This is a genomic window from uncultured Caulobacter sp., assembly GCF_947036865.1.
GTDB lineage: Bacteria > Pseudomonadota > Alphaproteobacteria > Caulobacterales > Caulobacteraceae > Caulobacter.
In genome coordinates this window covers 1-22788 of sequence record NZ_CAMQSF010000048.1, presented here as the reverse complement: position 1 = coordinate 22788, position 22788 = coordinate 1, and the positions used below count along the sequence as shown (strand labels likewise).

The following is a 22788-nucleotide window of genomic DNA, read 5'->3' as shown; positions in this document are numbered from 1 at the left end:
CCGCAGCCGCTCGGCCGTGCGCTGCTCGAACGCCACGCCCTCGGGCGTCAGGGTCGCCGGGCGCCGGCGGCCGTCGAGGTCGCCCGCCCCGCGCTCGACAAGGCCCGCCTTGCGCAGGTCGGCCAGGGTGCGGCTGGCGGCCTGCTTGGAGAGGCTCGTCAGCTTGGAGAGGTCCTGTACCCCGATCCCCGGCCGGCGGCGCAGCAGGAAGGCGGCGCGCCAGTGCGACCGGCCCAGCGGCAGGTTCTCGGCCTCCAGCGCCGCGTCGACGGCGGCCCACAGCGAGGCCTCGGCCAGCAGGATCAGCTCCAGCCCGCCGTCCAGCTCCTCCTCGCGGAGCACCAGACGCGGGTCGTCCGAACCGGGCTGCAACGGAGCGATCATCGCGCGGAGTCCATTTTATTTGACGCGTCTCCCCACGGGGCGTCTAAGGGCCGGGTTGCCAATAAGGAGGTCTTGGACCGATGTCTCTGGTTCCCTTCGATGATCGTGACGGATGGATCTGGCTGGACGGCCAGTTCGTTCCCTGGCGCGAGGCGAAGGTCCACGTGCTGACGCATGGGCTTCACTACGCCTCGTCCGTCTTCGAGGGCGAGCGGATGTACGGCGGCGAAATCTTCAAGCTGACCGAGCATACCGAGCGCCTGTTCAAGTCGGCGGAAATCCTTGATTTCGAGATCCCCTACACGGTGGAGCAGATCGACGAGGCCTGCAAGGCGACGGCCGCCAAGAACGGCCTGACGGACTGCTATGTCCGCCCGATCGCCTGGCGCGGCAGCGAGATGATCGGCGTCTCGGCCCAGCAGACCAAGATCCACGTGGCCATCGCCGTCTGGGAATGGCCCAGCTATTTCGATCCGGCCACCAAGGCCAAGGGCATCCGCCTGACCTGGGCCAAGTACCAGCGTCCAGACCCCAGGACCGCCCCGGTCGCCGCCAAGGCCGCCGGCCTCTACATGATCTGCACCATCTCCAAGCACGCCGCCGAGAAGGACGGCTATGCCGACGCGATGATGCTGGACTATCGCGGCTATGTGGCCGAGGCGACCGGCGCCAATGTCTTCTTCGTCAAGGACGGCGCGCTGCACACGCCCAAGCCCGACTGCTTCCTGGACGGCATCACCCGCCGCACGGTGATCGACCTGGCCAAGGCCAAGGGGATCGCGGTGATCGAGCGCCACATCCAGAAGGAAGAGCTCTCGGGCTTCTCCGAATGCTTCATCGTCGGCACCGCCGCCGAGGTGACCCCGGTGTCGGAAGTGGGCGAGTTCAAGTTCACGCCGGGCAAGCTGTCGCTGGACCTGATGGACACCTACGCGGCGCTGGTGCGCGGCCAGGCGATGGCCGAGGCTTAATCATGATCCTTCTCCCCCTGTGGGAGAAGGTGTCGGCGAAGCCGACGGATGAGGGGTTTCTCGGCGCTCGCCGTGCGACCCCTCACCCGACCTGCTTCGCAGGCCACCCTCTCCCGCAAGGGGAGAGGGAGTCGACAGCCGGAAAACTTGCCACTAAGTTCCTCCCGATGACCCTCGCCGCCAGCCACACGCTGTTTTGGTATTTTAGCTATCCGACGCCTCTGGCGCCGGGAGGGTTTCGTTCGGCCTGAGATCAAGGGCCACTCAAGAACACCTTCACCAGCCGCCAGGGACCCCCGGGCGGCTTTTTTGATGCCGCCGGACCTCCCCAAATCCGGAGTACGCCATGCCTTCCGCCGCCCACCTCGTTTCGCTGCCGGTTCCCACCGACGATCTGCGGATCGAGAAGCTCCAGACCCTCAGCCCGCCCGCCCAGGTGATCGGCGAGGCGCCCGCCTCCTCGCAGGTCGCCGAACTGGTCGGCGGCGCGCGCCGGGCCGTCAGCGACATCCTGCACGGCCGCGACGACCGGCTCGTGGTGGTGATCGGGCCGTGCTCGATCCACGACCCCAAGGCCGTCCTCGACTACGCCCAGCGCCTGGCCGCCGAGCGCGAGCGCCACGCCGGCGAGCTGGAGGTGATCATGCGGGTCTATTTCGAAAAGCCGCGCACCACGGTCGGCTGGAAGGGGCTGATCAACGATCCGGGCCTGGACGGCGGCTTCCGGATCAACGAGGGCCTGCGCCTGGCCCGCCGGGTGCTGCTGGACGTCAGCGCCCAGGGCCTGCCGGCCGCCTGCGAGTTCCTGGACGTGACGACCCCGCAATACATCGCCGACCTGGTCGCCTGGGGCGCGATCGGGGCGCGCACGACCGAGAGCCAGATCCACCGCGAGATGGCGTCTGGCCTGTCCTGCCCGGTCGGCTTCAAGAACGGCACCAACGGCGACGTCAAGGTGGCGGTCGACGCGGTGACCGCCGCCACCCAGCCGCACCATTTCCTGGCCGTGACCAAGGAGGGCCGCGCGGCCATCGCCACCACCTCGGGCAACACCGACAGCCACGTCGTGCTGCGCGGCGGCAAGACCCCGAACTACGACGCCGAGAGCGTCGCGGCCGCCGCCGAGCTGCTGCGCAAGGCCGGCCTGCCGCCGCGCCTGATGGTCGATGTCAGCCATGCCAACAGCGGCAAGAACCACGAGAACCAGCCGGCGGTGGTCGCCGACGTCGGCGCCCAGGTCGCGACCGGGGCCTCGCCGATCATGGGCGTGATGATCGAGAGCCACCTGGTGGCCGGCCGCCAGGACATCGTCCCAGGAAAGCCGCTGACCTATGGCCAGTCGGTCACCGACGCCTGCGTCGACTGGGAGACCTCCGTGCGGATGCTGGACGACCTGGCGGCGGCGGTGAAGGCGGGGCGGGCGCGTCGATAGATGGCGCGCCAGCTCAGGCCCGTCGCTTGCGTCGGGCCGCCTTGGCCGCGACCTCGGCCTCGGTGACGCGGTCGCTGAAGGCGTCGAGATCGACGCCGAAGCGCTGGCCGCAGGCCGGGCAGTCCAGCACCGGCAGCATCCGCACCGCGTCGATGCTGGCGGTCACCGCCCCGGCGCAGCGCGGGCAGGCAAAGGTGAGTTCAACGCCACCAACGTCCACGCTCGCCATGCGGTCGCTCCGACGTGTTCGTCTCCGAGTCGCAGGAGACCACGGAAACGATGACAGACGTGCGAGCGGCGCGGGCTGCGTCAGAGTGTCCTACATGCTTCAGGCGATCCCGAGGCCCCGCCAGCAGGGCAGGACGGTGTCGGCGAAGGCGCTGGCCTGCGCCTCCAGCGCCGCCAGCCCGGCCTCGGGCGCGAGCGCGACGCCGTCGGCCACCAGGGCCTGCCCCTGGCGCGCCAGGACCTCGGCGGCGAAGCGGGCCCACTCGGCCGGCCCGCCGCCGTCCCGCATGGCCAGCCAGAACAGCTGGTGAAAGCGCGTGGCGTTGATCGCGCCGCCGGTGACCGGGGCGGCGAGGAAGCCGAGGTCGCTCGCCTTGGCCGCCCGGCGGGCCAGTTCCAGGTTCAAGGCCCGGGCCGTCTCCGAGGCGCGGGCGGCCGCCGGCGCGGCCTGGGCCGGCTGGACCGCGTTCTGGCTGATCAGCATGACCAGCGAGGCCGTCAGCGCCGAGAAGTCCGCGCCCGGCGGCAGGCCCGCCTCCAGCTCGCCCAGCGTCCGAGGGGCGCCATCGGCCAACTGGTCGTAGATCGCGTCGATCACCGGGCCGGACAGCGCCATCTCGGCGAAGGTCCCTCGGGCGTGCGACGGCCGCTGGCTGGCGGGCCGGACCAGCACCACGCGCTGGTCGCGCAGCAGCCGGCCCTGGTCGGCCGGCGCGAGGCTCGAGGCGCCGCGCAGCCAGTAGTCGCGGCGGAACTGGGCCTGCACCGCGAAGTCGCGGAAGGTCTCGCGCAGCGACGGATCGGGCAGCCCCTGCAGGAATCCGATCATGCCCGGCGACAGGTTCAGCGCGTCGACGTGGTCGGACATGTAGGCCGAGGCCGCGAACGCCAGCTTGGCCGCCGACAGCCGCGCCTCGACGTCGGCGAACCACATCGGATGCCAGTCGCGGTTCATGTATTCGTGGACCAGATAGGCGCGGTCCTGGCGCATCACCGCCTCCAGCCGGTCGGTGACGCCGGGATTGATCCGCGAATAGACCGGATCCTCGGCGAAGAAGCGCTGCATGGTCGACAGCGCCGCCTCCAGATTGGCGGCGGGCCCCAGGCCCGGCGCGCCCAGGGTCTCGGCGTGCCGCTTCATCAGGTGGCGCAGCGGCCCGGCCAGCGCCCATCCCGGTTGCGCGTTGTAGGAGATGTAGACCAGGCCCCCGGGCTTCAGCCGCCGGCGCAGGAACGAGACGATCTTGGCGCGCGCCTCGTCATTGACCCAGCTCCACACCCCGTGCAGGGCCACATAGTCGAAGTCGGGCAGGCCCGGCCGCTCGGCGAACTCGTCGAAGGCGTCGTCGAAGAAGTGGGCCCGCGCGCCGCTGGCGGCGACCAGGTCGCGGGCGAAGACCGCCTGGGCCGGCGCGAAGTCGCAGCCCCACCACTCGACATCGGCCTGGGTCGCCGCGTGCACCGCCGCCGAGCAGCCTTGGCCGAAGCCCAGCTCGCAGGCCGTCTCGATCCTCGGCGCCCGCAGCCCCTTCAGCAGAAGGGGCAGGGCCGCGCGGACCGGGTTCAGCTCGGGATAGGCGCCGTAGGTATAGCCCGTCTCGACCACATAGCCGGCGCTCCAATCCTCGTTCATCGCCCGGCCTCGCCCCGCTGACTCCGAACGGCGACGCTGCGACGGCGGGGCGCGAAGGGCAAGGGGCGGGGCTACCCTGGGCGGGAGGATCCGCCCCTAGACGTGGCTGCCCAGATATTCGCGGACCTTCTCGGCGCTGGGGCCGACGTGATCGACGGCGGTCTTCAGGATCTCTTCGGTCACGCCCAGCTCCTGCGTCCAATAGCGGACCTCGTAGGCCTCGTGGACATTGATCCGGGCCGCGTCCTGGGGGCTGCGCTTGGTCTTGTCGTCCGACATGGCGGTCTCCTTTGGGGAGGGAATCCGGCGGGGCGGCGGGTGGTTCCGGCTCCCTCTCCGTTCTCCCCGGTGAATGCCGGGGCCCAGATCGAACCCAGGATGCTTGTGGGTCGGCAAGGCTCAAGGCGCGCCCACCCCAGCCGATCCGGATGAATCTGGGCCCCGGCATTCGCCGGGGAGAACGGATGAAGGGAAGGCCGTGTGGGAAAGCTTCCCTCGGGAAGGGAGCCTTCCTTACATCTCACGGCGAGACGATCGCCGGACTGTCCAGGTCACTCAAGGCCGACGCTGCGCGTCGCCGCGACGCGGTCGCCGGAGGCGAGCCTTGACTGACCTGAACAGTCCGGCACGCTGCAGCCTTCGAGAGATGTAAGGTTGAGTCCGACCCTAGCGGCCGGAGGGTCAAATCAAATGTCAAATCGCGAACCCAGATCGGGACACGAAGCAACTTTCGAGCGTCTCAAAGTTCTAACGCAAAATCTTCCCGCTCATCTGGAGATCCATCGACTGTTGCTCAATCTTGGTGATCCAGCCAATGACGAAATGTCTAAAGATCGGTATACCGCCCTTATCGCTGGCGGCTCTGTTGATGAGAGTTTGAAATTAGCGATTGAGAAAACTAGTGTAGCGCCCAAGAATTTCTTCGATCGTATTGAAAAGGCCAAAAACATAGGTCTCGTCCGTGATGGACAGGCTATCGAGCTTCACAAAATACGTCTGATACGAAACGTTTTCGCCCACGCTTTGGCCCCCATTGGCTTCGATGATCCTTCGATATCAGAGGCAACTAAGGGACTCTGGGATCATCCAGTTTCAAGCTGGAGTGGGTACTTCGCGCCTGTTTTTGCGCCTAGGCATCAGTACGCCATCGTATGCGGAGAATTCTGCAAGCAGCTCCTGCTGCCTCCCCAGTAGAAAGGCGGAGCCTCCCGGCCCCGCCCTCTCCGTCTAAACCAGCGCCAGCGCCAACCCTACTCCGCCGCCACCTTCGGCGAATACCCGAGGATCGCCTTCGTCTCCAGGAACTCGCCGAACGCGTGGTCGCCCCATTCGCGGCCGTTGCCGCTCATCTTGTAGCCGCCGAACGGGGCCATCATGTCGGGGGCGGCGCCGTTGATGTTGACCTGGCCGGCGCGCAGCTTGCTGGCCACCTTGCGGACCGCGTCGAGGTCGGTCCCCGAGACATAGGCCGCCAAGCCGTACTCGGTGTCGTTGCCGACGGTGACGGCCTCTTCCACCGTGTCGTAGCCCAGGATCGAGACCACCGGGCCGAAGATCTCCTCCTTGGCGATGGTCATGTCGTTGGTGACATTGGCGAAGACGGTCGGCTTGACATAGTAGCCCTTGTCCAGGCCCTCCGGCCGGCCGACGCCGCCGGTGACCAGGGTGGCGCCCTCGTCGATGCCCTTCTGGATCAGGCCCTGGATCTTGTTCCACTGGGTCTCGGAGACGACCGGGCCCATCTTGTGGTTGCCGTTCGGGTCGCCGACCGTGTGGCTCTCGGCGGCGGCCTTGGCGATGGCGATCACCTCGTCCATGCGCTGGCCGGGGACCAGCATGCGGGTCGGGGCGTTGCACGACTGGCCCGAGTTCATCATCACCGAGGCCACGCCGCCGGCGACGGCGCGCTGGAAGTCGGCGTCTTCCAGGATGATGTTCGGGCTCTTGCCGCCCAGCTCCTGGTGGACGCGCTTGACGGTCGGGGCCGCGTTCTTGGCCACCTCGATGCCGGCGCGGGTCGAGCCGGTGAACGAGACCATGTCGACCTGCGGGTGGCTGGAAAGCGCCGCGCCGACGGTGGGGCCGTCGCCGTTGACCAGGTTGAAGACGCCGGCCGGAACGCCGGCCGCGTGCAGGATCTCCGTCCAGATCTGGGCCGAGAACGGGGCGATTTCCGACGGCTTCAGCACCATGGTGCAGCCGGTGGCCAGGGCCGGCGCGACCTTGCAGGCGATCTGGTTCACCGGCCAGTTCCACGGCGTGATGAAGGCGCAGACGCCGATCGGCTCCTTGACCAGGCGGGTCGTGCCGCGGTCTTCCTCGAAGTGGTAGTTCTTCAGCACGGCGGCCGCGGTCTGAACGTGGCCGATGCCCATGGCGGCCTGGGCGCGCTGGGCCAGCCAGGCGGGGGCGCCCATCTCCTCGGTGATGGCCTTGGCCATGTCCTCGTAGCGCTTCTGGTACTCGGCGACGATGCGCTCGAGGATGTCGAGGCGCTCCTCGCGGCTGGTCTGGGAGAAGGTCTCGAAGGCCTTGCGGGCGGCGCGGACGGCCTTGTCGACATCGGCTTCCGAGCCCATCGAGATCACGCCGGCGACCTCCTCGGTGGCCGGATTGATGACGTCCAGCGTCTTGGGCGCGGTCGGCTCGACCCAGGCGCCGTCGATATAGAACTTGGTGTACTCGCGCATGCCGTTGCTCCTGCCCTGAGGATTGGCCCGCTCTGTGAGGCGAGCCTTCAAACGCACATTTTAATGATCGCCGTTCACCTGGCTAGAGCCCGTCGCTCAAACGTATCCCAACCTTGTCATCCCGGAAGCCTCGCAGAGGCTGTCCGGGACCCAGGGGTGAAGAAACGCGATGCGCGCCACCCCTGGGTCCCGGCCCTACGCTTCGCTTCGGCCGGGATGACAAGCTTTCATGGCCTCACCACATCGGATCGGCTTCCGCCCCGCCCAGCGCCTCGGCGATGCGGCGGCGGGTGGCCTTGGTCGTGTCCTCGGGGAGGTCGTCCGGATCGAACCAGCCCACCGCGTGGATCTCGCCGGCGGAGTCCGAGGCGCAGGGCTCCCAGGCCTCGATCCGGTAGAGCAGCACGTGGTCGCCGGGTTGCAGGACCTCGTTGCTGTGGGCCGAGATCAGGCGGGGGCGGGGGCGGGAGAGGGCGCGGACGCCGGCCTCCTCCTGGAGTTCGCGGACGACGGCGGTCTCGGCCGTCTCGCCGCGCTCGACGCCGCCGCCGGGCAGGTACCAGCCCTTGACGTAGGTGTGCTGGATCAAGAGCACATGGCCGGCCGCGTCGGTGACCACGGCGCGCACCCCCAGGGTCAGGCCGCGCGTAAGGCGGAAATACGCGTAGACCAGGGGCCGGGTGAACGGTTCGATGCGACGTCGCCAGAGCATGCGCGTTGTGTATACGGCGACGAACCGAAAACCTCGCCCTTCGACAAGCTCAGGGTGAGGTTTTCTACTGGCGCGGCGTCAAATTCGTCCTCACCCTGAGCCTGTCGAAGGGCGAGGACGCTCCCCCGCTTGCGATCCAGCCCCCGCGCCGCTAAAGCCGCTGCAACTGAAGTTCTTTTCCGGAGCCGCGCCATGCTCGCGATCGGTGTCATCGCCATCTTCCTGCTGGTCTTCATGGGCCTGAACGCCTCGGAATTCGGCCGCATCGACTAAGGCGCGACGCGCGTGTCTCGCGGGGTCGCCCTGGTCACGGGGGCGGGACGTCGGCTGGGCCAGGCGCTGGCCATGGCGGCCGCGCGGGCGGGCTATGACGTCGCCGTGCACCACCGGGCCTCGGTCGAGGAGGCGCTCGAAACGGCGCAAGCCGTCCGGGCGCTGGGACGCCAGGCCCTGCCGGTCCGCGCCGACCTCGCCGACGAGGGCGAGACGCGCGGCCTGATCGCCGCCGCGGGCGCGCTCGGCCCCGTCACCCTGCTGGTCAACAGCGCTTCGGCCTTCCACGACGATCGCGTCGGCGGGCTGTCGCGCGAGATCTGGGACCAGCATTTTTCCACCAATCTGCGGGCCCCGATCGTGCTGGCCGAGGCCTTCGCCGCCGCCCTGCCGGCCGAGCGCCAGGGCCTGGTGGTCAATCTGATCGACCAGCGCGTCTGGCGGCCCAATCCGCAGTTCTTCAGCTACACCGTGTCGAAGGCCGGCCTTTGGTGGGCGACCCAGACCCTTGCCCAGGCCTTGGCCCCGCGCATCCGCGTCAACGCCATCGGACCCGGGCCAACCCTGCCGTCGGTGCACCAGGCGCCCGGCGAGTTCGAGGCCGAGGCGGCGGGCATCCTGCTGCAACGCCGCGTCGCGCCCGATGACATCGCCGGCGCGCTCGCCTACCTGATTGACGCGACGTCGGTCACGGGCCAGATGATCGCCGTGGACGGCGGCCAGCATCTGGGCTGGAAGACGCCCGACATCGTCGCCCCGTAAGAAAGGCCGCCGCCTTGGCCGCTTCCCCGCTCGCGGAGACCGCTCCCGCCTCCCAAGCCGCCCGCATCATCGTCACCAAGGTTTTCGTCCGGGGCCTGAAGGTCGACGCCCAGATCGGCGTCTATGACCACGAGCACGGCCGCGTTCAGCCGCTGGTGGTCGATGTCGAGCTGGACGTGGCCGCCAGCCACTGCGAGCGCCTGCCCGACACCGTCAATTACGAGATGGTCGGCGAGGCCGCCCGCGCGATCGTCGCCGAGGGCCATATCGACCTCGTGGAGACCTTCGCCGAGCGCCTGGCGCAGGCCTGTTTCGCCGATCCCCGCGTGACCCGCGCCCGCGTGCGGGTCGAAAAGCCCCTGGCCCTGGCCCCGCACGCCGCCGCCGCCGGGGTCGAGATCACCGCCGTCAGAGCGTGACCCCCCTCTCGTGACTCAGGTCGTCCACAGCGCCCGCCTGGCCCCGTTCCAGCCCGAGACGGTCTGGACCCTGGAGGCCGGGACGCTGGTGGAGACCCGCGGCAAGGTCGAACGCCGCTTTCCGCTGGCCAGCCTGACCCGCTACAGCCTGGCCGCCGAGCCCGATGGGGGGCGGCGGCGCAGCCTGCTGGTGACCTTCGGCCGCCGGCGGGTGGTGATCGTGTCCCAGAGCTATCTGGGTCCTGGACGGTTCGAGGACCGGCTGACCAGCTTCTCGACCCTGGCGCGGGCCATCGCGGCGGTGGGGGCGGATCTGGCTCCCCGCGCCCGGTTCGGCCTGGCCCGGCTGGAGGCGCGGACGGCCTTCACCTGGGTCATGGGGCTGACCGCGTTCGGCGCCGTCGCGACGCTGCTGTTCTCGGTGAGCGCCGGCATGGCGGCGGTCGGCGTCGACATGGCCGCGCGGATGAGCTTCGTGCTGATCCTAATGGTCGCCGCCCTGCCGTGGCTGGGCCGAGGCCGGCCGTTCGATCCGCACGATCCGCCCAGCGATCTCCTGCCCTGACCAAGAAAAGCCCCGGCCGTTGGGACGGCCGGGGCGCAGGGGTGCGGGTTACGAGGAAAGCGTGGGATCAGCGCGGCATCAGAACCGAGTCGATCACGTGGATGACGCCGTTGCTGGCGGCGACGTCGGTGGCGGCGACGGTGCTCTGGCCGCCCTTCTCGTCGGTGATCACGACCTTGCCGGCCTTGACCGCGGCCTTGAACTGGCAGCCGCCGACGGTCTTGATCGTATAGGCGCCGCCGTTGGCCTTGATGGCCGCGAGCAGATCCTTGGCCACCACCTTGCCGGCCACGACGTGGCAGGTGAGGATCTTGGTCAGGGTCGGCTTGTTCTCCGGCTTGACCAGGGTTTCCACCGTGCCGGCGGGCAGCTTGGCGAAGGCGGCGTTGTTCGGGGCGAACACCGTGAACGGGCCGGGACCCGACAGGGTGTCGACCAGGCCGGCGGCCTTCACGGCCGTGACCAGGGTCGAGAAGTCGGGATTGCCGGCGGCGACGCCGACGATGTTGGGGGCGTGGTCGGCGGCCAGGGCGGGCGCGGCGACGGCGGTGGCGGCCAGCGTCAGGGCCGCGGCGCGGCTCAGAATCGAACGCGTCATAGTCAGGACCTCATGATGGGGATGAGCCTTGGCTCGGGGGTGTCGACGGCGCGCTGTCGATGGCTTTTACGGTCCGCTTTCCGACGCGGATGGACGCGGGCGCATGACTCTTTGGTAATCTTCGGCCAGCCGGACCCGATGACTTCGGCTTCATGAAGCCGGCTTCATTTGCATAGCGGCCCGATCGGCGCGACGATCGGGCCAACGACGTTCTTTCAGGCTCGAAGACCGTGACCGACCCGCTCGTGGACCCCGCCGTCCCGTCCAAGCTGCAGGACGACAAGTCGCTGCCGGTGATCGTCTATGCCCTGCACATCGCGGGCGTGACGACCGGCGGCTTCACCTGCCTGATCGGCGCGATCATCGCCTATGTCAGCCGCAAGGACGCGCCCGACTGGCTGGCCAGTCACTACCAGTTCCAGATCCGCACCTTCTGGCTGGCCCTGCTGTTCAGCGTGATCTCCCTGATCCTGACCGCCGTGGGCGTCGGCGTCGTGATGCTTGTCGCTGTCGGTCTGTGGCTCGTCGTGCGTTCCATCGTCGGCCTTTCCACCTTGCTGAAGGGCCAGCCCTATCCCATGCCCAAGAACTGGATGCTGTGACCCCATGACCGACGCCGCCATCGTTGAGACCCGCGCCGAGGAGGACAAGATCCTGCCGGCTGTCGTCTACGGCCTCTATCTGCTGGGCTGCACGAACGGCCTGACCATCCTGGTCGGCCTGATCGTGGCCTATGTGAACCGCGACACGGCCGGACCGATCAATGCGAGCCACTTCACCTTCGCCATCCGCACCTTCTGGGTGGGCATCGCCTGGTTCCTGATCGGCGCGATCGTGCTGGGCCTGGGCATTCCGCTGTCGATCGTGCTGATCGGCATTCCGATGCTGGTGATCGGCGGCTTCATCCTGGGCGGCGTGGGGATCTGGTTCGTGGCGCGCTGCGTCGCGGGGATCTATTATCTGGTCCGTGGCGAGGCGTATCCGCGCCCTCGCAGCTGGTTGATTTAACGGCGCCGCGCCCGCCGGGCGCCCACGGACAGGTCACCGGCGCGCGACCCTTCCCCTGCCGGTTGAGACGGCTCGACGCGGGAAGGGGCGTGCGCTGACGTCCGCGGTCTGGCGGATGGGGCGCCCCTTTGGGAGCGTTCGGGGGAACGTGATGCTGGCGCGACTGGTTGGGATCGTATTGGGGCTGATCCTGGCGACGTCGGGATACGTGGTGGCGGGCTGGGGCTCGCTGGGAACATGGGCCGCGCATCTCGACCTCGGACCGTTCGAGCCGCATCGCTCCAACGTCGGCATGGCGGCGGCGATCGTGGGCGGGGTGCTCATCGCCGCCGCCCTGCTTCCCCGTCGCCGGCCCAAACGCCGCAAGCGCGCGCCGATGGCCTTCGGGCTCGAATTGGAGCCGGCCGCCGCGCCCGTGGCCGCGCCGAGCGTCGCGACGCCGGTCAGGGCCGCGGCCGATCCCGTCCAGGCCGCGCCCGCCGCGCCGCAACCGCCTCAAGCGCCGCCGCCCAAGCCCAAGACCTTCTCCGAGCTGCGCGCCCATCTCGTGTCGCTGAGCCGCGACGAGGCCTGGGCGGAGGCCGCCCGCACCCTGTCGGCCATGCGGACCCTGGCCCGGAGCGACGAGGAGCTGGCCATCGTCCACCGCGATCTCGGCGACTTCGCCCGCGCCCAGGGCCAGATGGACGACGCCGCCGAGGCCTATGACCACGCGGTCTACTACGCGCGCCAGGTGCGCCAGGCCCGGCCGACCGACGACAGCGCCGAGCTGCTGGCCGGCGCGCTGTCGGGCGTCGGCGACGTCGCCGAGGCTGAGGGCCGACTGGACGCGGCGCTCTCGGCGTTCGAGGAGGCCCTGGCCCTGCGCCGCTCGCGCGGCGGCCGCGAGGCCGGCGACCCCACCGCCCAGCGCGCCCTGTCGGTGAACCTGGAGCGCCTGGCCGACCTGCGGGAGGATCGCGGCCATCGCATGCGGGCGCTGGATCTCTATCGCGAGAGCTACGACATCGCCGGCCGCCTGGCCGCCGCCGATCCGGCGCGCTTTGGTCCGGACCTCGCGGCCACACGCGCGCGCCTCAGCGAGCTGGAAGCGCGGATCTCGACCTGAGGCGCGGGCGCGCCGGCGGCGTCCGGGCGCGGGATTGAGCCGCGTTCGGATTTATAGGCTTGCTCTATTCCGACTAGAAGATTTATCAATTTGCTCGATTGACGGCGGCCCTGTAGGACAAGCGCATCCTTTCCAACCGGAGCGTCCCATGTCGCTGATCAACACCGAGATCAAACCCTTCACCGCCCAGGCCTACAAGGACGGCAAGTTCGTCGAGGTCAGCGATGCCGACGTGAAGGGCAAGTGGTCGATCTTCTTCTTCTATCCGGCCGACTTCACCTTCGTCTGCCCGACCGAGCTGGAAGACCTCGCCGACAACTACGAGACGTTCCAGAAGCTGGGCGTCGAGATCTATTCGGTGTCGACCGACACCCACTTCTCGCACAAGGCCTGGCACGACAGCTCGCCGGCCATCGGCAAGATCAAGTACACGATGATCGGCGATCCGTCGGGCCTGGTGACCAACAACTTCGACATCATGCGTCCGGGCGTCGGCCTGGCCGACCGGGGCACCTTCCTGGTCGACCCGCAAGGCGTCATCCAGTTCCTGGAAGTCACCGCCGAGGGCATCGGCCGCAACGCCGCCGAGCTGCTGCGCAAGGTCAAGGCCGCCCAGTACGTGGCTTCGCACCCGGGCGAAGTCTGCCCGGCCAAGTGGGAAGAGGGTGAAAAGACGCTCGCCCCCTCGCTCGACCTCGTCGGCAAGATCTAAGACCTGAATACCCGCGTCGCCGGCCCTCGGGGTCGGCGACGCGCCCCTCTCTCGATCGTTCGCCGCGTTCGATCGTTCTCCCCCTCGACAATCGAACGCCCTTTTCACTCTCCTAGCCCCTAGGGAGCCTGCCATGCTGGACGCCGGTCTGAAGACCCAACTGAGCACCTATCTGCAGAACCTGCGCCAGCCGATCGAACTGGTCGCCTCGCTGGACGACTCGGCCGGCTCGGCCGAGATGAAGGCCCTGCTGGGAGACATCGTCGCCACCTCCGACAAGGTCAGCCTGAACCTGGCCGGCGACAACGACCGCAAGCCGTCGTTCGCCATCACCCGCGCCGCCGGTGACGCGGACGTGCGCTTCGCCGGCCTGCCGCTGGGCCACGAGTTCACCTCGCTGGTGCTGGCCTTGCTGCACGTCGGCGGCCACCCGCCGCGCCTCGACGCCGAGGTGATCGAGCGCATCAAGGGCCTGGACGGCGACTACCGCTTCGAGACCTATTTCTCGCAGTCGTGCCAGAACTGCCCCGACGTGGTGCAGGCCTTGAACACGATGAGCGCCCTGAACCCGCGCATCCGCCACGTCGCCATCGACGGCGCCTTCTTCAAGGCCGAGGTCGAGGAACGCCAGGTGATGGCGGTGCCGACCATCCTGCTGAACGGCCAGCCGTTCGGCCAGGGCCGCATGGACGTCGAGCAGATCCTGGCCAAGCTCGACACCGGCGCGGCCGACCGCATGGCCGAGAAGATCAAGGGCAAGGACGCCTTCGACGTGCTGGTGATCGGCGGCGGTCCCGCCGGGGCGGCCGCGGCGGTCTACGCCGCCCGCAAGGGCATCCGCACCGGCGTCGCGGCCGAGCGCTTCGGCGGCCAGGTGCTGGACACCATGGACATCGAGAACTTCATCTCCGTCCCGCACACCGAGGGCCCGAAGATGGCCTCGGCGCTGGAGCAGCACGTCAAGGACTACGACGTCGACATCATGAACCTGCAGAAGGCCGTGGGCCTGGTCCCGGCCAAGACCGCCGGCGGCCTGATCGAGGTCAAGCTCGAGAACGGCGCCAGCCTGAAGTCGCGCACCGTGATCCTGTCGACGGGCGCCCGCTGGCGGAACGTCAATGTCCCGGGCGAGGCCGAATACAAGAACAAGGGCGTGGCCTATTGCCCGCACTGCGACGGCCCGCTGTTCAAGGGCAAGCGCGTGGCGGTGATCGGCGGCGGCAACAGCGGCGTCGAGGCGGCCATCGACCTGGCCGGCATCGTCGCCCACGTGACCCTGATCGAGTTCGACAGCCAGCTGCGCGCCGACGCGGTTCTCCAACGGAAGTTGGCGAGCCTGCCGAACGTCAAGATCGTCACCTCGGCCATGACCACCGAAATCCACGGCGACGGGGCCAAGGTGAGCGGCCTGACCTACAAGGACCGCAACGGCGACAGCCTGCACCGCGTCGACCTGGAAGGCGTGTTCGTCCAGATCGGCCTGGTGCCCAACACCGAGTGGCTGAAGGACTCGGGCGTGGCCCTGACCCCGCGCGGCGAGATCGAGGTCGACTATCGCGGCGAGACCTCGCTGCCCGGCGTTTTCGCCGCCGGCGACGCGACGACGACGCCGTACAAGCAGATCATCATCGCCATGGGCGAGGGCGCCAAGGCCTCGCTGTCGGCCTTCGACTACCTGATCCGTCAGCCGGCGGAGGAAGAGGCGGTCGCCGCCTAGGCGACCTTCGGTTTCCGGTCCCCCTCTCTCCTCCCCATTCTCGGGGCGGGGGAGAGGGGGGCGGACCCGCAACGCCGAGCTTGCCGCCTCGCGAGTTTCAGCTACCGTCGCTCCCAACAGAACAATGATAACCTAGGGAGTGAGACCATGACGCCGCCCGACGGCGCGTCGCCCGCGCGCGACGTCTCCAGCGTTCCGTTCAAGCCCCTGGCCATGAAGGGCCCCGACGTCAGCGTCGAGCGGCGGCCCGATGGTTCGATCGTCATCACCTCCAACCACGCGCCCGGCGAAGGGCCTCGCTCGATCGCCCACCTGCTGGCCGCCAAGGCCGCGGAGCATCCCGACCGCCCCTATCTGAAGCAGCGCCTGCCCAACCACGGCCCCTGGCGCGGCGTCACCTATGGCGAGGCGCTGCGGTCGGTCGAGGGGATCGGCCAGTGGCTGCTTGATCGCGGTCTGACCGCCGACGACAGCGTGATGATCCTGTCGGGCAATTCGATCGAGCACGCCCTGATCACGCTGGGCGCCTACACCGCCGGCGTGCCGGTCGCCCCGATCAGCCCGGCCTACAGCCTGATCTCCACCGACCACGCCAAGCTGAAGCACTGTTTCGAGAAGGTCGCGCCTCGCGTCGTCTTCGCCCAGAGCGGCGCGCTGTTCGCCAAGGCGCTGGAGACGCTGAAGGCGCTTGACCCGACCCTCGCCGTGATCACCGCCGACGCCACGGAGGGGACGATCCCGTTCGCCGAGGTCGCCGGAACCGCTTCGACCGACGCCGTAGCGGCCGCGCGCGAGACCGTCGGCCCGGCCACCGTCGCCAAGTACCTGTTCACCTCCGGCTCCACCGGCCTGCCCAAGGCCGTGCCTCAGACCCACGGCATGATGGCGGGCGTGATCGCCGGCCAGGAGGGCCTGCGCCTCGACGCGCCCGACGACGGCGAGGTCCCGCAGAGCCTGGAATGGATGCCCTGGAGCCATATCTCGGCGGGCAATATCGGCTTCAACGCCGTGATCTGGTCCGGGGGCACGCTGCATATCGACGAGGGCAAGCCGCTGCCGGGGATGTTCGAGACGACGATCAAGAACCTCTACGAGGTCTCGCCGATCGTCTTCGGCTCGGCGCCGATCGCGTTCTCGATGCTGGCCGAGGCGATGGAGAACGATCCGGCCCTGCGGCGCTCGTTCTTCAAGAACCTGCGCTATATGGGCTACGGCGGCGCGACGCTGTCCAACGACGTTTATGAGCGCATCCAGGCCCTGGCGATCGCCGAGACCGGCCAGCGGATTCCGCTCACCACCATGTACGGCGCCACCGAGACCCAAGGCATCACCGTCACCCACTGGATCACCGAGCGGGTCGGGCTGGTGGGCCTGCCGCTGCCGGGCATCCAGCTGAAGCTGGCCCCCAGCGGCTCCAAGTACGAGGTGCGGGTCAAGGGCCCGACCGTGGCGGCCGGCTATCACAAGGATCCGGAGCGCACGGCGGCGGCCTTCGACGAGGAGGGCTTCTACAAGCTGGGCGACGCGGCGCGGTTCGTCGATCCGGACGACCCGGCCAAGGGCCTGGTGTTCGACGGCCGGGTCACCGAGGACTTCAAGCTGGACAGCGGCACCTGGGTCAGCGTCGGCGTGCTGCGCCCGGACCTGGTGGCTGCCTGCAGCCCCTACATCCACGACGCGGTGATCACCGGTCAGGACAAGCCGTTCATCGGCGCGATGCTGTGGCCCTCGCCGGCCGGGCTGGCCGCCCTAGTCGCCGATCCGGGGCCGGGGACGCCGCTGGAGAAGCTGGTGGCGATCCTGCGCGACCGCCTGGCGGCCTTCAACGCCGAGGCCGGCGGCTCCTCGCGCCGCATCGGCCGCTTCACGATCCTGACCGAGCCCCCCTCGATCGACGCCGGCGAGATCACCGACAAGGGCTACGTCAACCAGCGCGCGACGCTGGAGCGCCGCGCCGATCGGGTGGAAGCGCTCTACGCCAAGACGCCGGGCGAGGGAGTGTTCGGGGTCTGAGGCTCCCCTTTTTCCGACTTCCCGGCGAACGCCGGGACCCAGATGGAGCAGCGTCGTGGCGGACTCTAGGGGCGCCGCGCTCCTCCAGTCAGCCTAGGCGCCCTGAGATCTGGGCCCCGGCGTTCGCCGGGGAGACGGTCTAAAAGCTCACCAGCTCAGCCCCGCCCGCACCAGCACCGCCGTCTTGTCCGACTGGCCGAAGGCCATCAGGTCGGCCGGCTTGGCGGGCGGGGGCTTGGCCAGGGGCGGCCAGCCGTCGTGGTGCTCCAGGGCGGCGACCTCGACCTTGCCGGGCCCGGCGGTGGTGAAGCTCAGCGTGACCCCGTTCGGGTCGGGGGCGTGGTAGGTCAGGCTGGACCACGCGCCGGGCGCGGTCGCCAGCGCGATCGGGCGGCCGTTCAGGCGCGGCGCGCTGAGGGCCGTGGTGGGCCGCAGGCGGATCGTCGCCACCTCGGCGCCCGGGGCGGGGATCAGGCGGATCAGCAGCCGGTCCTCGGTCCGGTCGACGGTCAGGCGCGGCGCCTCGACAGGGACGACGCGGGTCTCCGACATCCACACCGGCTGGCGCCAGAAGGGCGGCAGGGACTGCTTGGCCGGCGTCGAGCCGCCGTCGTCGGGCAGGGCCGCGCGGGTCCAGTCGTCGAGCGCGGCCTGGTCGCTGACCCGCCAGGCCTTGCCGGTCGAGAGGTCGGCCACGTGCACGGCCTGGGTGATCGCCGGCCGGTCGGGCGCGCCGCCCAGGCGCGCGGCGTTGGCGATCAGGGCGACGCCGACCACGGCCAGGACTCCCGCCGCGCGCCAGCCCCCGCGCGTGGCGGCGAAGTCGTGGGCCAGCGGCGACAGGGCCGGGGCGGCCAGCATGGCGAACAGCGCCAGGATCGCCGGCTCCATCAGTCCGACTCCGGCGAAGGTCCACGCGCCCCAGGCGGTGAGCTGAGCGGTCGACAGCACCGCCAGCAGGCCGATGGCCAGGGTCAGGGCGAGGGCCACGCGCTTGTCGCGCGTACCGCCGACGCCGATCACCAGGGCCGCGCCGAAGGCGGCGACCAGCAGCGGCCAGGTCAGCATCACCGTCGCGCCGGGCGCCAGGACCTGGGCGGCGGTCGCCAGGATCAGCAGCACGATCATCCCGCCGATCCAGGCGCCCAGCGCGCCCGTGCGATAGCCCAGCGCCGTAACGGCGAGAACGCAGGTCGCCACGCCGAGGCCCAGGCCGATCGGATCGAAGCCGCCGGCCAGGCTGCACGCGCCGCCCAAGGCCAGGGCGACGATGCTGGGAATGATGCGGCCGGCGCCCCGCGCCTGGGCCGTGGCGACGCCGAGACCGGCGGCCACCGCGAGCGCGCCCGCGCCCCACAGCAGCGGGTCGAAGCGGGTCAGCAGCGCATAGTAGCGCTGCGCGTCGACGATCATCAGGGCTCGCCCGGCCAGGTGCAGCAGCAAGGCTCCGCTGCTCGCGATCAGCAAGAGACCCGCCGCGCCGCGCGCGATCTCCCAGCCGCCGGCGCCCCGGCCGGCCACCGCCCGCCAGGCGGTGAAGGCGATCAAGGCCGCCGCCAGCGCCAGAAGACCCCAGCCCACGGCGGGCGGATAGCTGATCAGGAACAGGCCGAGCACGTCGGAATAGATCGCGTTCCGGCCGCGGGCGGGCAGGGCGGCGGCGTCGGCCAGGGCGCGCACGGTCGGCAGGACCTGGTCGCCCATGTGCTGCAGGCTGCCGACCTCCAGGTGGGCGGGGCGCGCCAGGGGCGTGTGATAGCCGAGCTGGTCGTCGATGAAGGCGAAGTTCAGCCCCGGCATGCCGCGCTTCACCGCGTGGGTGAAGTCGGTGTCGTTGGGCATCTTTTCATAGACGGTCGAGGCCAGGGAATTGGCCGAAGGATCCTTGGCCGTTCGCGCGAACAGGTCCATCAGCGCGCCGTTGCCGGGTCCGGTCTGGAACATGGCCGCGCGGCCGGCGTCGCCCCGCGCCTCCATGTTCACCACCAGGCCGACGCGCGCCAGCAGCGGGTCGCGGGCGAAGAAGGCGTCCGCGCCCAGGAGGCCGGCTTCCTCGGCGTCGGTGAACAGGAAGATCACGTCGCGCGCGTGGGGGCCGCTGGCCTTGAGCGCGCGGGCGATCTCCAGGGCGGCCGCGACGCCCGCGGCGTCGTCGGCGGCGCCGGGCGAATTGGGCACGGAGTCGTAGTGGCTCATGACCAGGATGGCCGGCAGGCTCCGGTCGCGGCCTGGCAGGACGCCGATCAGGTTCTGCACCGCCGCCACCCCCAGCGCGCGGCCCTGGTCGCCATAGGGGCGGAAGCCCTCGCCCTGGTGGACCGCGACCTCCAGGCCCAGGCCGTTGATCCGCGCCAGCAGATGATCGCGGACCTTGGCGATCTCGGCCGAGCCGGTCGGGTGGGGACGGGCGGCGATCAGCGCCACGTCCGCCATGGCGCGCATCGCCGAGAAGTCCGTGGCCGGAGCGCTGACCGGGATCGGGGCCGGCGGCCTCTGGCTCCAGGTCCCCAGCGCCAGGCCGAACGCCAGGCAAATCCAGAATCCGAGGAAACGGATCGTCTTCATCGGCGGGCCTCCGGGTTGGCGACGAATCCCCGGGGAGGCCTTCCCGCGCGCCAAGCAAGCGGACGAGAAGGCCTCCCGCTGGATAACCGAACCTGTTTATCCCGCTTCGCCTGATTCAGGCGAAGAGGGACAGGCTCGGGCGCATGCTGGGCCTATCCGGCGCGGACCCGCAAACGGAAAAGGGCGACCCGGTCGCCCAGATCGCCCTTCCTCTTCCGAAAGCCGGCGCGGCGGACCGCGCCGGTTCCCCCTCCCGTCAGAACTTCGACCGCAGGGTCACGCCGTAGGTGCGCGGCGCGCCGAGGAACGCATCGTAGGTGATCGTATCCAGGGCCGGATTGTAGGTCTTCTGCGTGGCGCTGAGGCCCGAGGAGCCTTGCAGCGGCCCGTTGAAGGCCACCTGATAGTACTTCTCGTTCAGCAGGTTCTGCGCCCACAGCTCGACCGTCCAGCGCTCGTCGGCCGAACCCAGGCCCACGCGGCCGTTCACGACGGTATAGGCCTTCTGGACCTTCGGCGGGAACAGGTCGGAACCGGTGTTGTAGGACGACGAGTACTTGCCGCCGATGTTGAAGCGCGCCTTCAGATCGCCGCCGATCGGGGTCTCGTAGGTCAGCGAGGCCGAGCCGGAATATTTCGGCGCCAGCGACAGGTTGCTGCCCGGCAGCAGGGCCAGGGCGTTGCCCGGATCGTTCGGGATCGGCTGCTTGCCGTACTTGGTGTCGGCATAGGTGAAGCCGCTCTGGATCGTCAGGCCGTGGACCGGGGTGAACCACAGGAAGTCGGCGTCGACGCCCTTGGAGTTCACCTCGGGGATCGAGCGAACCACGAACGAGGTGCCCAGGAAGGTGTTCAGCTGGAAGTCGGTGAACTTCTGCTGGAAGAGGCTGACATTGAGCAGCACCGTCCGATGGAACAGGGTGTTCTTCATGCCCAGTTCGTAGCTGTCGACGAACTCGGCCGGGAACGAGGTGTCGAAGATCGGCGTCACGCCGGCGCCGCCCGAGGGCAGGCCGTTCGACGACTGGGTGCGGTCGAGGTTGAAGCCGCCGCCCTTGTAGCCGCGCGCGAACGAGGCGTAGGTGAAGACCTCCGGCGAGAAGCGGTACGAGGCCTTCAGGGTGCCGCTCCATTCCTTGTCCGTCCGCTCCTGCTTGGTGCCGCGACCGTTGAACAAGGGGTTGGCCCAGGGCAGGCAGAGGTTGCCGATGACCGTCGGCGTGGCCGCGCCGGCGATGCCGGCGATGCGGGCCTGGCCGGCCGGCGTCAGCGCGGTGCCGCAGCCGATCCCGCCGTCGCTGTTGGTCTGGTAGGTGTCGAGCTTCTTGTTTTCCGAGGTGTAGCGCAGGCCGGCGGTGATCTCGAACGCGTCGGTCACGTGCCAGGTGTCGTTGGTGAACAGGGCGATCGTCTTGGCGCGCTGGTCGTAGCGGTCATAGATGCCCTGGCCCGGCGTGAAGCTGGTGTTCGGGGCGCGCCCGGTCAGCAGCGCGATGAAGTTGGGGACGCCGCCCGGCGCGGCCGAGGCCGAGAGCAGACGGCCCAGATACTGCTCGTAATCGTTGCCGAACAGGAAGTTGGTGCGGGTCGCCAGGCGCTCGTCGGCCAGGAAGGCGCCGACCAGCCAGTCGAACTTTTCGGTCTTGCCGGCCAGGCGCAGTTCCTGGGTGTAGGTCGTGAACTGCGAATAGTTCGTGCCGTCCTTGTTGCGGTAGGTGATGTCGGCCGTGCTGAAGTCGGCGTCCTGGCCGTTATCGGTCCGCCACTGGCGGATGGCCGAGATGCTGGTCAGGGTGACGTCGTGCGGCAGCTCGATGTCGCCCTGCAGCGAAACGCCCTTGTCGACGATGGTCGCCGGCGCGCCGCGGTTCGAATAGGCCACGCGCTTGAACGGATCGGCGGTCGTCGCCACGGCCTGCTGGCCGGACACCAGGGCCAGGACGCCCGACGTCGGACCCGTGCGGATCTGCACCGCGCCGCAGCAGTTTTCGTCGCGCTTCGAATAGTCGGCGATCATACGGAAGGTCGCCTTGTCGTCCGGCAGGAACAGCAGCTGTCCGCGAACGGTGTAGAAGTTCTGGTCGGCGTCCTGGTCGCGCTTGGACGGACCCTTGCCGGTGACGACATCGTTGTAGCCGTCGCGCTTGCGGCCGGCGACATAGAGGCGGCCGGCCAGCTTGTCGCCCGCCAGCGGACCGGTGACCGACACCGCCGCGCCCTTGGCGTTATAGTTGCCGAAGGTCAGCTCGGCGTTGGCGCCGAAGTTGAACTCCGGTTCCTTGGTGACCACGTTGATGACGCCGGCCGAGGTGTTCTTGCCGAACAGGGTGCCTTGCGGGCCCTTCAGAACCTCGATGCGTTCCATTTCACCCAGGTCGCCGAAGCCGACGCCGTTCCGCGGGCGATAGACGCCGTCGATCACCACGCCGACCGAGCTTTCCAGGCCCGGGTTGTCGCCGACGGTGCCGACGCCGCGCACGCGGGCGGTGGTCGAGGCTTCCGACGAGGTCGAGGTCACGGTCAGGCCGGGGGTCAGGATCGTCAGATCCTTGATGTCCTTGACGCCCGTGTCCTGCAGCAGCTTGGCGCCGACGGCAGTGACCACCACCGGCACGTCCTGCAGATTCTGTTCCCGCTTCTGGGCGGTGACGATGATGCTGTCGACGGTTTGGACGTCGCTCGTTTGGGCCTGCGCGGCGCTGGAGGCGCCAAGACCGGCGAGCACGACCGCGGACGCAGTGCCGCAAAGCACCTGGGTAAAGCGCATTTCCTACCTCGGTTCGTTGGCCGAGAACGCTTGCCCGCTCCCGGCTTGTTTTTCGTTGTTCCCCTCGAACGATTGTTCGAATGGATCGCCAAGGGTTAGGCGCCGCTTGCCCGCTCGGCAAGCGAAATCCCTTGTGGGCAAAAGGTTCTGGCGGTTTCTGTTGCCGGGAAGCGACAGGCGCTCGGGGCCGTCATCGAAATTCGAAAGGGGCTTGTGTCGGAACGGTCCCGA

The 22788-nt window shown here is 69.2% G+C and carries 23 protein-coding genes; 13 read left to right on the top strand and 10 right to left on the bottom strand.

All coding sequences use genetic code 11. The features are described 5' to 3' along the window. Positions 1-384, bottom strand: a 384-nt coding sequence (locus tag Q0V34_RS18015) for a MarR family transcriptional regulator (RefSeq protein ID WP_297514817.1), incomplete at its 3' end; no start/stop codon positions are given. An 80-nt stretch (positions 385-464) separates the two neighbouring features. On the opposite strand from Q0V34_RS18015, the gene Q0V34_RS18010 reads away from it, so the two are divergent. Next, positions 465-1355 (top strand): branched-chain amino acid aminotransferase, encoded by an 891-nt coding sequence (locus tag Q0V34_RS18010; protein WP_297514815.1) that lies wholly within the window; start codon positions 465-467, stop codon positions 1353-1355. Positions 1356-1701: 346 nt separating this feature from the next. After that, on the top strand, positions 1702-2787 hold the full coding sequence (locus tag Q0V34_RS18005; protein ID WP_297514812.1) for a 3-deoxy-7-phosphoheptulonate synthase: 1086 nt from the start codon (positions 1702-1704) through the stop codon (positions 2785-2787). Between the two features lie 13 nt (positions 2788-2800). On the opposite strand, the gene Q0V34_RS18000 is transcribed toward Q0V34_RS18005, so the two are convergent. From Q0V34_RS18000 to Q0V34_RS17990, 3 genes are all read right to left on the bottom strand, one after another. Next, complete coding sequence (locus Q0V34_RS18000) at positions 2801-3016, bottom strand: hypothetical protein (RefSeq protein ID WP_297514809.1); 216 nt, start codon at positions 3014-3016, stop codon at positions 2801-2803. 99 nt (positions 3017-3115) lie between these two features. After that, positions 3116-4648 carry a class I SAM-dependent methyltransferase gene (locus tag Q0V34_RS17995; protein ID WP_297514806.1) on the bottom strand — a complete coding sequence of 511 codons (1533 nt, stop codon included), beginning with the start codon at positions 4646-4648 and terminating at the stop codon, positions 3116-3118. A 96-nt stretch (positions 4649-4744) separates the two neighbouring features. Then, positions 4745-4927 carry a DUF3606 domain-containing protein gene (locus tag Q0V34_RS17990; protein WP_297514804.1) on the bottom strand — a complete coding sequence of 61 codons (183 nt, stop codon included), beginning with the start codon at positions 4925-4927 and terminating at the stop codon, positions 4745-4747. Between the two features lie 411 nt (positions 4928-5338). Between Q0V34_RS17990 and Q0V34_RS17985 the strand changes: the two genes are divergently transcribed. Continuing rightward, the gene (locus Q0V34_RS17985; protein ID WP_297514801.1) at positions 5339-5842 is read left to right on the top strand and encodes a hypothetical protein; all 504 of its coding nucleotides are present in this window, start codon (positions 5339-5341) and stop codon (positions 5840-5842) included. Positions 5843-5898: 56 nt separating this feature from the next. On the opposite strand, the gene Q0V34_RS17980 is transcribed toward Q0V34_RS17985, so the two are convergent. Further along, positions 5899-7338 (bottom strand): aldehyde dehydrogenase family protein, encoded by a 1440-nt coding sequence (locus Q0V34_RS17980; RefSeq protein WP_297514798.1) that lies wholly within the window; start codon positions 7336-7338, stop codon positions 5899-5901. Positions 7339-7573: 235 nt separating this feature from the next. Then, positions 7574-8050, bottom strand: coding sequence for an NUDIX domain-containing protein (locus tag Q0V34_RS17975; RefSeq protein WP_297514796.1), 477 nt, complete (start codon positions 8048-8050; stop codon positions 7574-7576). A 129-nt stretch (positions 8051-8179) separates the two neighbouring features. Here Q0V34_RS17975 and Q0V34_RS17970 point away from each other — a divergent pair, with 129 nt between their 5' ends. The 4 genes from Q0V34_RS17970 to Q0V34_RS17955 are packed head-to-tail and all read left to right on the top strand — an operon-like array spanning position 8180 to position 10069. Then, positions 8180-8323, top strand: a complete 144-nt coding sequence (locus Q0V34_RS17970; protein WP_297514794.1) for a hypothetical protein — start codon at positions 8180-8182, stop codon at positions 8321-8323. A 12-nt stretch (positions 8324-8335) separates the two neighbouring features. Then, entirely contained in the window at positions 8336-9085 is a 750-nt protein-coding gene (locus Q0V34_RS17965; protein ID WP_297514791.1) for an SDR family oxidoreductase, read from the top strand. 14 nt (positions 9086-9099) lie between these two features. After that, positions 9100-9504 carry a dihydroneopterin aldolase gene (folB, locus tag Q0V34_RS17960; RefSeq protein WP_297514788.1) on the top strand — a complete coding sequence of 135 codons (405 nt, stop codon included), beginning with the start codon at positions 9100-9102 and terminating at the stop codon, positions 9502-9504. Positions 9505-9514: 10 nt separating this feature from the next. Further along, positions 9515-10069, top strand: a complete 555-nt coding sequence (locus tag Q0V34_RS17955; protein ID WP_297514785.1) for a hypothetical protein — start codon at positions 9515-9517, stop codon at positions 10067-10069. Between the two features lie 67 nt (positions 10070-10136). Here Q0V34_RS17955 and Q0V34_RS17950 read toward each other — a convergent pair whose 3' ends face one another. Next, on the bottom strand, positions 10137-10667 hold the full coding sequence (locus Q0V34_RS17950) for a fasciclin domain-containing protein (RefSeq protein ID WP_297514782.1): 531 nt from the start codon (positions 10665-10667) through the stop codon (positions 10137-10139). A 230-nt stretch (positions 10668-10897) separates the two neighbouring features. Between Q0V34_RS17950 and Q0V34_RS17945 the strand changes: the two genes are divergently transcribed. The 6 genes from Q0V34_RS17945 to Q0V34_RS17920 all read left to right on the top strand — a co-directional run bounded on the left by Q0V34_RS17945 (position 10898) and on the right by Q0V34_RS17920 (position 17225). Next, positions 10898-11269 carry a DUF4870 family protein gene (locus Q0V34_RS17945; protein ID WP_297514779.1) on the top strand — a complete coding sequence of 124 codons (372 nt, stop codon included), beginning with the start codon at positions 10898-10900 and terminating at the stop codon, positions 11267-11269. 4 nt (positions 11270-11273) lie between these two features. Further along, entirely contained in the window at positions 11274-11675 is a 402-nt protein-coding gene (locus Q0V34_RS17940; protein ID WP_297514776.1) for a hypothetical protein, read from the top strand. A gap of 115 nt (positions 11676-11790) precedes the next feature. Beyond that, complete coding sequence (locus Q0V34_RS17935) at positions 11791-12783, top strand: tetratricopeptide repeat protein (protein WP_297514773.1); 993 nt, start codon at positions 11791-11793, stop codon at positions 12781-12783. Positions 12784-12931: 148 nt separating this feature from the next. Further along, the gene (gene ahpC / locus Q0V34_RS17930; RefSeq protein ID WP_297514770.1) at positions 12932-13495 is read left to right on the top strand and encodes an alkyl hydroperoxide reductase subunit C; all 564 of its coding nucleotides are present in this window, start codon (positions 12932-12934) and stop codon (positions 13493-13495) included. A 133-nt stretch (positions 13496-13628) separates the two neighbouring features. Beyond that, entirely contained in the window at positions 13629-15212 is a 1584-nt protein-coding gene (gene ahpF, locus Q0V34_RS17925) for an alkyl hydroperoxide reductase subunit F (protein ID WP_297514766.1), read from the top strand. A 147-nt stretch (positions 15213-15359) separates the two neighbouring features. After that, the gene (locus Q0V34_RS17920) at positions 15360-17225 is read left to right on the top strand and encodes an AMP-binding protein (RefSeq protein ID WP_297514761.1); all 1866 of its coding nucleotides are present in this window, start codon (positions 15360-15362) and stop codon (positions 17223-17225) included. A 147-nt stretch (positions 17226-17372) separates the two neighbouring features. Here Q0V34_RS17920 and Q0V34_RS17915 read toward each other — a convergent pair whose 3' ends face one another. The 3 genes from Q0V34_RS17915 to Q0V34_RS17905 form a co-directional block, all read right to left on the bottom strand. Then, positions 17373-19790: a M20/M25/M40 family metallo-hydrolase gene (locus Q0V34_RS17915; RefSeq protein WP_297514760.1), complete on the bottom strand. Its 2418-nt coding sequence runs from the start codon at positions 19788-19790 to the stop codon at positions 17373-17375. Positions 19791-20046: 256 nt separating this feature from the next. Then, positions 20047-22557, bottom strand: a complete 2511-nt coding sequence (locus tag Q0V34_RS17910) for a TonB-dependent receptor (protein WP_297514758.1) — start codon at positions 22555-22557, stop codon at positions 20047-20049. A 3-nt stretch (positions 22558-22560) separates the two neighbouring features. After that, a partial coding sequence (locus tag Q0V34_RS17905; RefSeq protein ID WP_297514754.1) for a hypothetical protein occupies positions 22561-22788 on the bottom strand: 228 nt, incomplete at its 5' end.